Origin of the sequence: uncultured Sphingomonas sp., from assembly GCF_964235535.1 — a bacterium.
GTDB lineage: Bacteria > Pseudomonadota > Alphaproteobacteria > Sphingomonadales > Sphingomonadaceae > Sphingomonas.
Map to the genome: position 1 here is coordinate 23,991 of NZ_CAXSBH010000022.1, position 13,562 is coordinate 37,552.

Consider the following 13,562-nt stretch of genomic DNA (forward strand, 5'->3'; position numbering starts at 1 on the left):
CAGACTCCGGCGAGTCGCGGAGCGGCGAGGCTGGCACCTTCAAAAATCCCGGCGGCGTGATCCTAACGCGATTGACTTTGGCGGCTTCATGCTGGTTGACGCGGCCTCAAACAGCGTGATCTTAGGCGGGTCGCCTTACGCATATAGCGCAACCCTTGATGACGTACGGGAGAAGCTGAATTGATCGAAGTTACGTTTTTCGAGGGCAAACAATTCGACAGTGCTGATGAGATTGACACGTTTCAGATGCCCGCTGTCCCAAGAATTGGTGAGATAATCACGCGCCCGGTCGAACAGAATTTCCGTGTGACAGAAATCGAATACCGCATTGGTCTTGATGGGCAAGTTGCCGTGCGCGCCCTAATCACGAATGAACGTAAGTCATATACCTACAATGTTGACACTTTGATTGATTAAACCCAGCTTAGCCCCGCGCCCCGGTACACCTTTGGCCCTTCGTCGGTAGTCGCCAGCCCGCAAGCCATGATCGCCGACACGATCCCGTCTATTCGGTCGATCGACTTGTTCTTCGCGGGTTTGCGGTTCCCGGCCGGGTCCGTCTCGACCACGACGTTGCCTGCTTGCCATTTCAGGATGGGGGATCCGCCGTGCCCCATCCGCCGCTCCAGCACCGCGCGCTCGAACGCGTCGACCGCAGCCGCGTAGCTCTTGAAGCCCGGCACGAACTCGACCAGCGGAAGGTCAATTCCCTCGTCCGATAGCAGCTTGCCCAGGTCCTCGAACCGCCAACGGTCGAAGGCTATACCCTGCACGTCGTACCGGCCGCGAATGTCCGCGAGCTGGCGGGCAATGGCGACGCGATCGGTAGCGCGGCCGGGCGTCGTAATGATCCACCCGGCTTCCGCCCACCGATCGTAGGGCACGCGGTCCCGCTCGACCCGCTCGCCGATCGTGTCGGCGGGGACGAAGTGCCAGGCGAGCAACCGGCCCTGATCGGGGAACCACAACGCCAGCGCCGTGAGGTCGCGCGTGCTGGAGAGGTCTAGGCCGCCATAACAGCGTTGCCCCTCCAGCTCCGCAGGGTCGAAGGGCTCCCCGTTCGCTTCCCAGTCCGCCGGGTTGAGGAACCGCCCCTCCGCCGCAATCCGCTGATTGAGATTGAGCAGGCGAAACGCCGGCTCGAATGACGGTGAGCGCGCCGCCATCGCAGCGGCGTCAGCGAACTCGGCTTCGTTGAGGAATGCGCCAAGCGCCGGGTTCGCAGCTGCCCAGGCGTCGCGATCGTCGAGCGCGCAATCCTTGGGCGCGGCGTGCAGCTGGACGTACACCGACGCCGCCGGTTCCGCGTCCAGCATCTCGCTCCAAAAATGGTGATCGTCGGCCGCCTGCGTCGAGATGGTAACGCCTAGCGCATGCGCCCGCTTCGCCATGCCGGTGCGCAGGTTGTCCCACAGCTCGCGTGAGCGCCATTGCGCCACCTCGTCCGCCACCCAGAACGACGGCGCTAGGCCGTGCGCCTTCCGCGCGTCGGACGTGAGCGCCCGCCACAGCGAGTTGCTTTCATGGTCAGTGATTTCCTTGGTCTGATCGCGGATGTTCACCCGCGCCGCCATCCAGGGTACCGCGTAGATGTAGGCGCACGTCATGCGGTAAAGGACGCTCGCCTGTTCCCGATCGAGCGCCGCCGCATAGCACTCGCCATAGGGCTCTAGCATCGGCCCCAGCAGATGCCCCAGCGACAAGCCCGCCAGCAGGCCCGACTTGCCGTTGCCGCGCGCTACGCTCAGCCCCGCTAGTCGCACGATGCGTTCGCGATCCGTCTCGGCATAGACGCCGCGAACGAACTGTTCCTGGAAGTCGAGCACTTCCATGCGCTCGCCGGCCTTGATACCCGACACGATCGGCAGCGTGCCCAAGAAGGCCATCATCCGCTCCGCCGCTGGCATCCCAGCCTTGTCCCAGGGGTGTTCAGCCGTCGCCGGGGCACGTGCCGCGACGGTTTTCAGGCGAGCCGCGCCGGGTCCTCTAGCGCCCATTCCGGTTGCCTTTTGAAACTAACTGATTGCGAAGGGGGACGGCGGTCCGCGTCGCGTCAGCTCCGAGCGATTTATCTCGCCACGGGTGAGCGGGGTCGAGCGGATTGCCGTTCGCGTCGCACCCCTTGCGCGGTTGCACCTTGCGCGTCGTGCGCACCGCGCCCGCCTCGACGCCCCGTGCCGTCTTGATCGAATGGCATGACGCACAAAGGCTCGCGAGGCCGTCATGGGCAGGGAAGGGCGGACCGCCCGCGCTTATCGGAACACGGTGGTCGACCGTGTTCGCGATGGTGAGCCGCCCCGCTTGTTCGCACGCCTCGCATGTCGGGTGCATGGCGAGGTGCCGCCTGCGCAGCCGCTGCCAGCGGGCCGTGTTGTACGGGTAGTCAGCCACGCCCCACCTCTCTCGCGATGCGGTGCAACGCCCGTTCTATCTCCTGCCGATCGGCGAAGTAGCGTTCGGGGTTGCTCCAGTCGGGGCGCAACCGTCCGACCCGCCGGGCAAGGTCGGCTATCTTGGGATCCGGGCTCATGCTCGCGCCTCTGCCATGAGACGTTGCACGGTGCCGCTCAGGACAGCGCCGATTGGGGTAGGCTCGCTTTCATGCCGTCGTCGCTCATTCGCTCGCGCCTTCTCAGCCGCCTTACGGCACGTCTCCGAACAGAACCGCTTGGCGTGAGGTCCACGGCCGGGACCCTCGACTACGCCGCCGCATCGTTCGCAACCGCACTCCGCAAGAGCAGGTTCGATCACGCATCGGAGGCCCGATCCAGTTAGGGGAGTCTCAGATGAGCCATTATCCCCTTTGTGCTTCCCTTCGGGCACCAGGGGATATGGCTTAACTATAAGCGATACCGCACCGGTAGCAGATGAGTTTTGGGATTTGGCGGATTTGCGTCTGTGATCGACTAGCCTTGCTATCGCACCGGTAGCAGTTCGGTTCACGCCTGCTATCGCACCGGTAGCAGATTGGGGGTCCGCTGCTACGACACCGGTAGCGCTAGATTTCCCCGCTTGGGGGTTCCAACGGAGATAGTCGTTTCCCGCCGCCGCGACTTTCGTCGACACGAACGTCAGGCGATACTGGCGAGCTTGACGGGTTTTCCATTCGCCCTCGACCGTCACGTCAAGCATGCCGTGCTCCATGAGGTCGGTGATCGCGGCGACGATCCGATTAGGCGAACAGCCTAGCGCCTCGACCAGCTCGCGCTGCGACACGGCAATTTGCCCATTGTTGTACCCGTTCATGCGAGCGGTAAGCTCGACCAGCACGGCGCGGGCGTGAAGCGAAAGGTCGCGGTAAGCGGCGCTATCAACCAGCACCTTGGGGATGCCTGCCCAGGACCCGCCGCGTGTGTCAGCCCGGCAATCAGCCCTTACCTTCTTGCCCTTACCCCCGGCCACGAGTAAGTTCCTCTAGCCCGCCCGCCCGGTAGGCAATGCTTGCGCTCGACCCGGTTGCCGCCAGGTCGGGCGCTTCGCTTTCGGGGTCGGGAGGGTCGCCGGAACGGTTAGCCATCGGGTGCGGAACGCGGCGGAACTCCGTGCGCGGAACCGACCCTGTTAGCCCTCGGTTGTTACTGTAATCGCTTGTTTCTTGCACCCCTGTCGGGTGCACCATCTTAGACAGCCAGCGGCGTGAGATGGCGGGTTAGCCCGAGGCGGCCGTTACCTCAATCGTCGAGAGCTTGACCGGATGCGTGTACAGCAGCGCGTCGTCGAACGCTTGGTACAGCGTGGCCAAGTCGGTCGGAGCGCGTCGCGCTAGTTCCGCGCGGTCGGTCCAGTCGACATGCACCCGCCAAGGCTTGTCCTTCAGTACGGCCAACTGCCTGCAGCCCAGGATCATCGACGTGGCGACCGAGACCTCGACGAACAGGTCCATCGCGGCGAACAGACCTAGATACCGGCCGACCGGACGCAGCGCGTCGCGGCGCAACGCGAAGAAGTCCGAAAAGGCGACGGCGAGCGGGTAGGGCAACGCCGGAGTCGTCGGCTTCCGCCGCGCGAGTTGGCCCAGCAGGCCTCCATCGCCGACCGGCCGCCAGGGCTTCGGCGACTTTTCCGACTCGATCCCGTAGCGGCCGAAGAGCCGGCGTGCTTCGTCGACAGGAGGCAGATGACGGGTGAAGTCTTCCACGCCGCCGCCGTGGAGCATCGATGTCGGCTCCAGAAGGCGGGTCAGGATACGGTCGTTCCAAGGCCAATCTTCCCTGCCCGGACCCGAAAACGACTCCGGTTCGGGGATGAAGCCGTCATGCCGGTCGAAATTCGTGACCTCCCAGAAACTCGCGGGCGTCAGCGTGGGGTGGAGCAATAGATCGTCCTGGCAAAACAGATACAGTTCGCTCCCTCGCGCCTCGAGCGCCCCCAAGGCGTCGGCGATGTGACCGTGGAAGTTGAAGCCGCCGCGGTAGACGGTGATCACCGCCGGATCGTCGACGGTGACCACCGGCATCAGGAAAACGATGTCGGCGAACCGCGCACCTTAGATGGCGCGCAGCTTTTCGATGTTCTTGGGGAATGGGTGATTGAAGATGACGACGAGCGTGCAGCTGGGGGACGGCATGCGTCGATCTTTTTTGTCGGGAAGCGGACCGGCGTTCAACGGCCCGGTGTCGAGCGCCGGTCCCAGTCGTCGCGGTGTGTCTGGAACCAGGCGTAACTATTCGCGATTCCCTCGCCGAGCGGCGTCTTCGAACGCCATCCCAGGTCCGCCAGCCGCGACACGTCCATCAGCTTGCGCGGCGTGCCGTCGGGCTTGTCCAGATCGTGCTCGATCGGCCCGTCATAGCCGACGACCTCCATCACCAGCCGGGTGAGATCCAGGATGGAAAGGTCCTCGCCCGAGCCGATATTAATATGGCCGTCATCCGAGTAGCGCTTGAGCAGATGGACGCACGCGTCGGCGCAGTCGTCGACATATAGGAACTCGCGACGCGGCGTGCCCGTGCCCCACACCTCCACCGGACCGCCGCTCGCCTTGGCCGCGTCCACCTTGCGGATCAGCGCGGGCATGACATGCGAGGCGCTCAGGTCGAAATTGTCGCCGGGCCCATACAGGTTCGTGGGCATCGCCGAGATGAAGTCGTGGCCGTACTGGCGGCGGTAGGCCTGCGCCATCTTGATCCCGGCGATCTTGGCGACGGCGTACCATTCATTGGTGGGCTCCAGCGGGCCGGTCAGCAGCGCGCCCTCGGTGATCGGTTGGGGCGCGAACTTCGGGTAGATGCAACTGGACCCCAGGAACAGCAGCTTCTCCACGCCGCTGGCGTGGGCACCGCGGAAGATCGCGGTTTCGATCAGCAGATTGTCGACCAGGAAGTCCACCGGGAAACTGACATTGGCGTGGATGCCGCCCACCTTGGCGGCCGCCAGGAACACCGCGTCGGGGCGGCGGTCGGCCATCCAGTCGATGACCCCGTCCTGGTCGCGCAGATCGAGCTCGTCGCGTCCGACCGTCAGAACTTCGCAGTCTTCCGACCCGAGACGGCGGACGATGGCCGAGCCGACCATGCCGCGGTGGCCCGCCACCCAAACCCGCTTGCCGGTCAGGTCGTACATGATCGTGCTCCATTTCCGGGTAAAAATAGCCGAAGCTCAGCTAGCGCACCGGCGCTCCCCGCAACAGCTCCAGCGCCGCCCATTTGAGCTCGCGTTTCATGTTGCGCGGCTTGGATCGGAACGTCGACGGAGTGGAAACGGCCTCGGTCCAGTCGTCGCTCATCAGCCGAGATAAGATGGCGGCGATCTCCGGATTGTCGGATCGGTAAAGCGGGATGAACGCGACCGGAAAATAGGGAATGTCGGCGAACAGCTTGCTGGCTGCACAACGATAGATCTCGAGCTCAGGTTTAAGCACCTTGGTGAAAGCCGATAGCGCCGATGACGTTTTAAGCACCGCACGGCATCGCGACAGGACCACACAATCGAGCAGAGCGCGATCGGCCTTCGCCAGACCCTCGGACTGCTCCCCGTCGGTCTTGTGGAAGCCCACCGGGCCGAGATCGATCACTTCACGATCGACTTGGTGACGCAAGTGGCCGGCAAATACATCGTCATCCGTCGCGACGAAGATGCGGTCGATTTCGGGCCGGCGATGAAGGAAATCATTTATGATCGCGGTCATATCCGACCGCTCAACCGGATTAGTGTCCCAAGCGGCGGCGAGCTTGTCGGTGCCGCGATAATGGACGCCCAACGTCCGCTCGGTCGAACCGAGTTCGTCGGCCTTTCGCTCAACCCGGTCAGGGACGCGGAAATACGCGCTCCATAATTCATTCAGGGCACGCCAATCGTTGCCAAGCTGTGAGCAATGGCGGTCGCGCAGCAGCGACAGCGGCACGTCGTCCGTCACTGGACCCGGCCGGTACGCCAAGTCCAGGACGCCCGGTATGGTCATGGTCTGGTCGCCACCGTAGAAACGGCTCTTGATGCTCCAATCCGGGAAGCTTCCGCGTTGACGGAGGTAGGGAAGCACTTCGAAGACGTAGAGGATGACTTGTCCGAAGAGTCCTTCCGGAAGCTCGTCGGCTTGGCTTACTATGCGTACGGTTTCACCCGACATTTCGTATTATCCTTTCCCCGCGTCCTTCGGGCCGCTCGAGAATACGCTACGTTCGCGATCAGGCCCCTTTGCCGATCGGCGCAGTCCCCATGATAGCCATGTCGGCCAGCACCATTTCGCGCGCGAGTTCGCGCGGGCTTGTCTCGTGTGTCCAGCCCAGCTTCCGATTGGCCTTGCCCGGATCGCCGATCAAGAGATCGACCTCCGTGGGGCGGAAGTAACGCGGGTCGATTTCCACCAGGCATCGACCGGTGTCGGCGCAAAAGCCCTGCTCTTGCACGCCCTCGCCCCGCCACTCCAGCGTGATGTCGGCATCGGCGAATGCCCATTCGACGAACGTGCGCACCGGCGTCGTCACGCCGGTCGCCAGCACGTAATCGTCCGGCTCGTCCTGTTGCAGCATCATCCACATGCCGAGCGCGTATTCGCGGGCATGACCCCAGTCGCGCTTGGCGTCGAGGTTGCCGAGGAACAACTTTTCCTGGCGGCCCAGCGCGATCGCCGCGACCGCGCGGGTGATCTTGCGCGTCACGAACGTCTCGCCGCGCAAGGGGGACTCGTGGTTGAACAGGATGCCGTTCGACGCGTGAATGCCGTACGCTTCGCGGTAGTTCACGACGATCCAATAGGCGTAGAGCTTGGCCGCCGCATACGGACTGCGCGGATAGAAGGGCGTGGTCTCGCTTTGCGGCACCTGCTGCACCAACCCGTAAAGTTCGGAGGTCGACGCCTGATAGAAACGAGTGGTCTTCTCCAGCCCGAGGATGCGGATGGCCTCCAGGAGGCGAAGCACGCCGATGCCGTCGGCGTTGGCGGTGTATTCCGGCGTTTCGAAGCTGACCTGTACATGGCTTTGCGCCGCCAGGTTGTAGATCTCGGTCGGCCGCGTCTCTTGGACCAGCCGAATCAGATTGGTCGAGTCGGTCATATCGCCGTAATGCAGCGACAGGCGCGGGTCGGCGACGTGCGGATCCTCGTAGATGTCCTCGATGCGGCCGGTGTTGAAGGACGAGGAACGCCGCTTCAGGCCGTGGACGCGGTAGCCTTTTTCCAGAAGCAGTCGCGCGAGATATGCGCCGTCCTGGCCGGTAACGCCCGTAATCAACGCGACTTTCTCGTTCACGCGCTTTCCCCCTTAGAACCGTCGCGCGACGTCGTTGTCGGCCTTACGGGCTGTAATCTAGTCCAACTCGCCGTTTTTGATCGGTCGGCCGGATCGGCGGACCCATCCCCTTGGGCGAGGTGACTACGCGAGTCGTTCGAGACCGTCCAGCATGGGTTGGGAGTCGCGCCGCTTCGCTACATCACCAGGGGCGCGGCGTAGCCGGTCAGTTCGAGATAGCCGCGGCCGCCGGTCGTGCGGACCGCGCCTTCCCAATAGACGGGCAGGCCGCTGGCGCGCGCGTCGAGTTCCTGCGCGGGGAAGAGCGGGCGGAGGGGGAAGCGGCGGATGCCGCCGGGGAGGCGGACGGTCAGCTCCTGCGCGACGGGGTAGGTCGCGCCGGTGCGGGCGGAGCGCCAGGTCGCGAGCGGACGGAAGCGGACGTCGCTGGGGGCGAACACGACGCGGCGGCCGTGCGGATAGCGGTAAGTGCCGCCCGCCCACACCGTTCCGCCGCCCCTGCGCCGGATGCGAAACGCCATCAGCGCCGCGCCGTCGTCGAGATTGAGGCCGGTCCAGTCCCAGCCCTCCGCCGCCGGGGCGAGATAGTCGGACGACCATTCGCGGTCCAGCCAGGCCTCGCCGACGACGCGCGTCGCGGTGCGGCCGCGCGTGACGGTGCCGGTCGTGCGCATGTGCGGCACCGAATAATAGTAGCTCGCCTGGTCGGGGCGGGGGCCCTTGCGGCTGTAGCCGTTCGACCCTTGCGCGAGCGGGGGTTGGGTGGGGCGAAAGGCGAGGTCGAGCGCGAAGCCCGGCGCGGCGATGCGGGTGGCGAACCGGCCGTCGGGCAGGCGGCGCAACCGCCAGTCGCGAATCGCCACGTCCGCGTCGCCCACCTTCGCGCCCGCCAGCCCGAAGCCCGCGCGGGCGGCTCGCTCGCCGTGAAGGATGCGGCCGACCTGGGGATCGGACAACGCGGCGTGGGCGAACAGGATCTGGCCGGCGGCGAAGCGGCTGGGGTTGGCGACGTCGATCTGCGGGCGGGTCCGGAAGAAGGTGACCTGGAAACCGAGATCGCGCCCGTCCGCCGTGCAGAGCCAGCCGGTGACGTACCACCATTCGGTGCGGAAGGCGGGATGCGCGCCGTGGTCGGCGGGGAAGCGGAGCGTAATGCTGGGCTGGACTTCGGGGTAAGGTGCGGGCGCGGCGAGCGCGGCGCTCGCGATCAGGGCGGGTAGCGCGAAGATACGTCGCATCACCAATCCTCCCTCACGGCGAGCACCGCGTCGGTCGCGGTGGCGCGGCGGCCCGCAAGGACGGCGGTGCCCGCCCCCGCCGCGATCAGCGCGACCACGACGCCGAGAACGGTGCCGACGGGGATGCGCGTTTCCATGGTGAAATTGAAGGATTGCGGGTTGATGACGTGGATCAGTACCTGGCCGAGCACGCCGCCGAGCAGCACCCCCGCCAGTCCGCCGATCAGCCCAAGCAGCGCGCCCTCGGTCGCGAGCATGGCGGTGATCTGGCGCTTGGCGACGCCCAGATGCCGCAGCATCCCGAACTCGCGCGTGCGCGCCATCGTCTGCGCGGACACGGTTGCGGCGACGCCCGCGAGGCCGACCAGGATCGCGACGCCTTCGAGGATGTAGGTCACGGCGAAGCTCCGATCGAACAGCTGGAGCGCGAAGCGGCGGAGCGTGGCGGGCGCGGCGACCTGCGTCGCGGCGCGCCTATCCGGGGGCAGCGCGGCGACGAGCGCGCGGCCGACCGCCGCGCCGTCCGCGCCGGGCGTGAGCGTCGCCGCCGCCTCGTCGCGGGTCGTGTCGCCGGTCAGGCGGATATAGTCCGAGTCGCGGATCGCGACCGCGCCGGCCTGGCGGGCATAGTCGCGCCATACGCCCGCGACGATGAAGCGGCGGCCGCCCGCGATGGGCAGCGCGATCGCCTCCCCCGGCTCCCAGCCATACAGGCGCTGCGCGGGTTCCGACACCCAGATGGGGGTCGCGCCGGGCGGAACCGCGGTCTCCTCGATCAGCGGGAGGAGCGACCCGGGGTCCTCGTTGACGCGCCGCGTGACGAGCATGACCGGCGGCCGGTCGGGCGCGAGCGTCAGCGGCAGCTGGCGGCTGAAGGCGAGCGAGGCGACGCCCGGCACGGCGCGCAGGCGGGCTTGGGCCGCGAGGTCGAAGCCCGAGCCGCCCTCCGTGCGCAAGTATAGGTCGGCGGAGAGGAGCTGGCCCAGCCACTCGTCGACCGCGCCGCGAAAGCTGCCGACCATGGTCGCCATGGCGATCATCAGAGCGGTGGAGGCGACGATGCCGCACAGCGCGGTCGCGGCCTCGCCCGGCGCGCCGTGGATGTGGCGGACGGCGAGGAGCGTCGGGACGGACCGGGTCGGACGTTTCGCCCAGCCGGTCAGGAGGCGGCGCGCGAGCCAGGGCACGCCCGCGACGCCGCCTGCCAGCAGCAGTGCCATGCTCGCGAAGCCGAACAGCGGCAGCCCGGCGACCGCGGGTAGGAACGCGGCGGCTCCGCCGAGCGCGAGGAGGATCAGCGCGGGTCGCCAAGGCACCGGCGCACGCGGGTCGATCAGGTCGCCCGCGTTCTTGAGCGCGGCGGCGGGGGCGGCCTTGGCCGCGGCGCGGGCGGGGAGGACACTCCCGAGCACGGCCGCTGCCAGGCCGAGGGAGAAGAAGGCGAGCGCGGCCACGGGCTGGAAGGCGAGGCGCGACGCTCCCCCGGCGAAGTAGCCCGCCCCCAGATCGCCGCCGAACAATCGCAGCGCGAGCACGGCGAGGCCGTACCCCGCGAGCAGGCCGAGGCTCGCGCCGATCAGCCCGATCACCACACCCTCGACCGCGACCGCCGCGACGATCCCGCGCCGGGGCAGACCCAGCGTGCGGATGAGCGCGAACGCGCGCAGACGCCTGGCGACGGAGAGCGACTGGGCGGAGAAGACGAGGAAGCCGCCGGTCAGCAATGCGACCAGCGCGAGCATGTCCAAATTGACTCGGTAGGCGCGCGATAACGTCTCGGCCTGCGCCGACTCCGCCTCCGCGCCGCCGATCACGGCGGTCGCGGGGAGCAGGCGGGCGAGCGCGGGTTCGGCGACGGCGCGGTCGGCGAGCTTCAGGTCGACGCGGTCGAGCTTGCCCAGCCGGTCGAAGCGCCACTGGGCGGCGGCGATGTCGAGTACGCCGATCGGCTGGCCGTCGCCGACGCCCGCGATCAGCCCGGCGACGGTGAGCGGGACGGTGCGGCCGCCCGCGGTGACGGACAGGCGCGCGCCGACCCGCGTGCCCAGCCGGGTCAGCGCATCGCGCGACAGGAACAAAGCCGAGTCGTCGAACGCCTCGTCGCCGCGCGCCTCTGGGCCGCTCGCGCGCAGGCCTATCAGGCTGGGGGTGACGGCGGCGGTGCGGATCACGTCCAGGCCGAGCAGGGTGAACGTCTTCCCGTTCGCACGGGCGGAGAGGCGGACAACCGGGCTGGCATCGGCAACGCCGGGCGCGGTCGCGACGCGGGGATAAAGCGCTTCGTCGAAGCCGAGTGGGCTGGCGGCGCGCACCGCGAGCTCGGCCGAACCGTTCACGCCCCGGATCGCGGTGTCGAAGGTCGCGAGCGCGGAGCCGTTGACGAGATGCACCGCGAAGCCGAGCGCGACGCCGACCGCGATCGCGACGGCGGTGAGGAGGAAGCGGACGGGGTGCCAGCGCCACTCGCCCCCGATCAGCCAGCCGAGCGCGAGGCGGGCGGACAGCAGGCCGGGTTCAGCCACTCGGCACCAGGCCGTGCGCGGTCAGCGTCAGCACGCGGTCGGCGACGGCGGCGGTGGCTGCCGAGTGGGTGACGAGGAGCGCGGCCGCGCCGCCCGCGCGCACGGCGTCGGCGAAAAGCGCGAGCACGCGCGCGGCGGTGTCGGGGTCGAGATTGCCCGTCGGCTCGTCGGCCAGGATCAGCGCGGGGCGGTGGACGAGCGCCCGGGCGATGGCGACGCGTTGCAGCTCCCCGCCCGACAGATCGCGCGCATAGCCGTCGCCCCGGTCGCTGAGTCCGACCGCATGGAGCATCTCGTCCGCGCGCGTAGCGGCGGCGCGCGCGTCGGGGGAGACGAGCGCGAGCGGGAGCGCGACGTTCTGGCGCAGCGTCAGATAGGGCAGGATGTGGAAGGCCTGGAATACGAAGCCGACCCGCTCCCGGCGCAGGCGGGTGCGCGCGGCTTCGTCCAAGGGCCCGAGCGCTTGTCCCTCGATCCGCACCTCGCCCGTGTCGGAATCGTCGAGGCCGGCGAGGATGTTGAGGAGCGTCGATTTGCCGACGCCGGACTCGCCCAGGATCGCGACCACCTGTCCGCCCGCGACCCGAAGGTCGAGGTCGCGGAAGAGCTGGCGGGCGGGAGGCACCGACTTAGCGAGCGAGCGGACGTCGAGAAGCGGGGCGTCGAGAAGCGGGGCAGCGGGTGGCGGCAAGCTAATTCCAGTGCCGAGAGTCGAGGAGTGAAGCTTCGGGCTAGCCGAACGTTCCCGCGCGCTCCATGCTCCGCTTACGGGAGAGGTGTCATGGCGCATTACGGCGATTATCAGAACCAGATCTACGGGGCTGGTTTGCAGGGGGTGATCCCCAAGCTGCCCGTCGATTTCGCCACGCTCGAGCGGCGCGCGCAGGCCGCCATGCCGCCGCAGGTGCTCACCTACGTCCAAGGCGGATGCGGGGATGAGGCGACGCAGGACAGGAACGCCGCCGCGTTCGGCCATTGGGGCATGGTGCCGCGGATGATGGTCGACGCGACGACGCGCGATCTGTCGGTGGAGCTGTTCGGGCGGCGGTATCCAAGCCCGTTGTTCATGGCGCCGGTCGGGGTCAACGGCATCTGCACGCAGGACGGCCACGGCGACCTCCATGCCGCGCGCGCGTCGGCGATTACGGGCGTGCCCTTTTGCGCTTCGACGCTGTCGAACGATCCGTTGGAGAAAGTCGCGGCGGCACAAGACGATACGCCGGGTTTCTTCCAGCTCTATACACCGCGCAACAAGGAGCTGGCGGAGAGCCTGGTGTCGCGCGCGGAGGCGGCGGGATACGGGGCGATCGTGGTGACGCTCGACACCTGGGTCACGGGCTGGCGCCCGCGCGACCTGAACGTCTCCAACTTCCCGCAACTTAGGGGAGCGGTCCTGCAGAACTATTTCAGCGATCCCGTCTTCCGGTCGATGCTGGCCAAGCCGCCGGAGGAGGATCTGCGTTCGGCGATAATGACTTGGGGCGCAAACTTCGGGAAAGTTCTGACATGGGACGATTTGCCCTGGCTCAAGGGCATGACGAAGCTGCCGATCGTGCTGAAAGGCATCTGCCACCCCGACGACGCGCGGCGCGCGGTGGATGGCGGGGCGGACGCGATCTATTGCTCCAACCACGGCGGGCGGCAGGCCAATGGCGGGATCGCGGCGATCGACATGCTGCCGGGCGTGGTCGCGGCGGCGGGCGAAACGCCGGTGCTGTTCGATTCGGGTATCCGGTCGGGGACCGACGTGATCAAGGCGGTGGCGCTCGGCGCGCGGATGGTGGGGGTGGGGCGACCCTATACCTACGGTCTGGCACTGGACGGCGCGGAGGGCGCGGCGCACGTGCTGCGCTGCGTGCTGGCGGAGGCGGACCTGCTGATGGCGGTCAACGGCTATCCGACGATCGCCGACGTGCGCGCGGCGGGGGCGGTGCGGGTCTAGGCGCGCGGTTTGCGCCACGTGGAAAACGCGGCATAGACGGTCCGCATCCGCATCCGCGGGGGAGGAACGCCGGTGTCGTCGACGATCGCTGTGCTCGAGGCCAAGCGCGCCGCGGCCCGCTTAGGCGGCGGTGTGACCCGCATTGCGGCCCAGCACGCCAGGGGCAAGCTGA

General features: G+C 67.5%; 12 protein-coding genes. 2 read left to right on the top strand and 10 right to left on the bottom strand.

Features of this window, described 5'->3' with window-relative positions; genetic code table 11:
- The first annotated feature begins 180 nt into the window (after positions 1-180).
- Positions 181-417 carry a hypothetical protein gene (locus ACFE7F_RS08705; protein WP_375403460.1) on the top strand — a complete coding sequence of 79 codons (237 nt, stop codon included), beginning with the start codon at positions 181-183 and terminating at the stop codon, positions 415-417.
- On the opposite strand, the gene ACFE7F_RS08710 is transcribed toward ACFE7F_RS08705, so the two are convergent.
- From ACFE7F_RS08710 to ACFE7F_RS08755, 10 genes are all read right to left on the bottom strand, one after another.
- Positions 414-1,886 (bottom strand): terminase large subunit, encoded by a 1,473-nt coding sequence (locus tag ACFE7F_RS08710; RefSeq protein ID WP_375403461.1) that lies wholly within the window; start codon positions 1,884-1,886, stop codon positions 414-416. The two genes, ACFE7F_RS08705 and ACFE7F_RS08710, sit on opposite strands and share 4 nt — an antisense overlap.
- A gap of 100 nt (positions 1,887-1,986) precedes the next feature.
- Positions 1,987-2,391, bottom strand: coding sequence for an HNH endonuclease signature motif containing protein (locus ACFE7F_RS08715; protein ID WP_375403462.1), 405 nt, complete (start codon positions 2,389-2,391; stop codon positions 1,987-1,989).
- The gene (locus ACFE7F_RS08720) at positions 2,384-2,530 is read right to left on the bottom strand and encodes a hypothetical protein (protein ID WP_375403463.1); all 147 of its coding nucleotides are present in this window, start codon (positions 2,528-2,530) and stop codon (positions 2,384-2,386) included. Before ACFE7F_RS08720 ends, ACFE7F_RS08715 begins: the two co-directional genes overlap by 8 nt.
- A 1,119-nt stretch (positions 2,531-3,649) precedes the next feature.
- Positions 3,650-4,456, bottom strand: coding sequence for a hypothetical protein (locus ACFE7F_RS08725; RefSeq protein WP_375403464.1), 807 nt, complete (start codon positions 4,454-4,456; stop codon positions 3,650-3,652).
- 146 nt (positions 4,457-4,602) lie between these two features.
- Positions 4,603-5,562, bottom strand: coding sequence for a GDP-L-fucose synthase family protein (locus tag ACFE7F_RS08730; protein ID WP_375403465.1), 960 nt, complete (start codon positions 5,560-5,562; stop codon positions 4,603-4,605).
- 40 nt (positions 5,563-5,602) lie between these two features.
- Positions 5,603-6,565, bottom strand: a complete 963-nt coding sequence (locus tag ACFE7F_RS08735; RefSeq protein ID WP_375403466.1) for a hypothetical protein — start codon at positions 6,563-6,565, stop codon at positions 5,603-5,605.
- Positions 6,566-6,623: 58 nt separating this feature from the next.
- A complete protein-coding gene (gene gmd, locus ACFE7F_RS08740; RefSeq protein WP_375403467.1) occupies positions 6,624-7,688 on the bottom strand; it encodes a GDP-mannose 4,6-dehydratase in 1,065 nt (354 codons plus the stop codon).
- Between the two features lie 176 nt (positions 7,689-7,864).
- Positions 7,865-8,926: a lipocalin-like domain-containing protein gene (locus tag ACFE7F_RS08745; RefSeq protein ID WP_375403468.1), complete on the bottom strand. Its 1,062-nt coding sequence runs from the start codon at positions 8,924-8,926 to the stop codon at positions 7,865-7,867.
- On the bottom strand, positions 8,926-11,448 hold the full coding sequence (locus ACFE7F_RS08750) for an FtsX-like permease family protein (protein WP_375403469.1): 2,523 nt from the start codon (positions 11,446-11,448) through the stop codon (positions 8,926-8,928). The genes ACFE7F_RS08745 and ACFE7F_RS08750 overlap by 1 nt, the downstream gene beginning before the upstream one ends.
- A complete protein-coding gene (locus ACFE7F_RS08755) occupies positions 11,441-12,139 on the bottom strand; it encodes an ABC transporter ATP-binding protein (protein ID WP_375403470.1) in 699 nt (232 codons plus the stop codon). The genes ACFE7F_RS08750 and ACFE7F_RS08755 overlap by 8 nt, the downstream gene beginning before the upstream one ends.
- A gap of 90 nt (positions 12,140-12,229) precedes the next feature.
- Between ACFE7F_RS08755 and ACFE7F_RS08760 the strand changes: the two genes are divergently transcribed.
- Positions 12,230-13,390 (top strand): lactate 2-monooxygenase, encoded by a 1,161-nt coding sequence (locus tag ACFE7F_RS08760; protein ID WP_375403471.1) that lies wholly within the window; start codon positions 12,230-12,232, stop codon positions 13,388-13,390.
- The last annotated feature ends 172 nt before the right edge of the window (positions 13,391-13,562 follow it).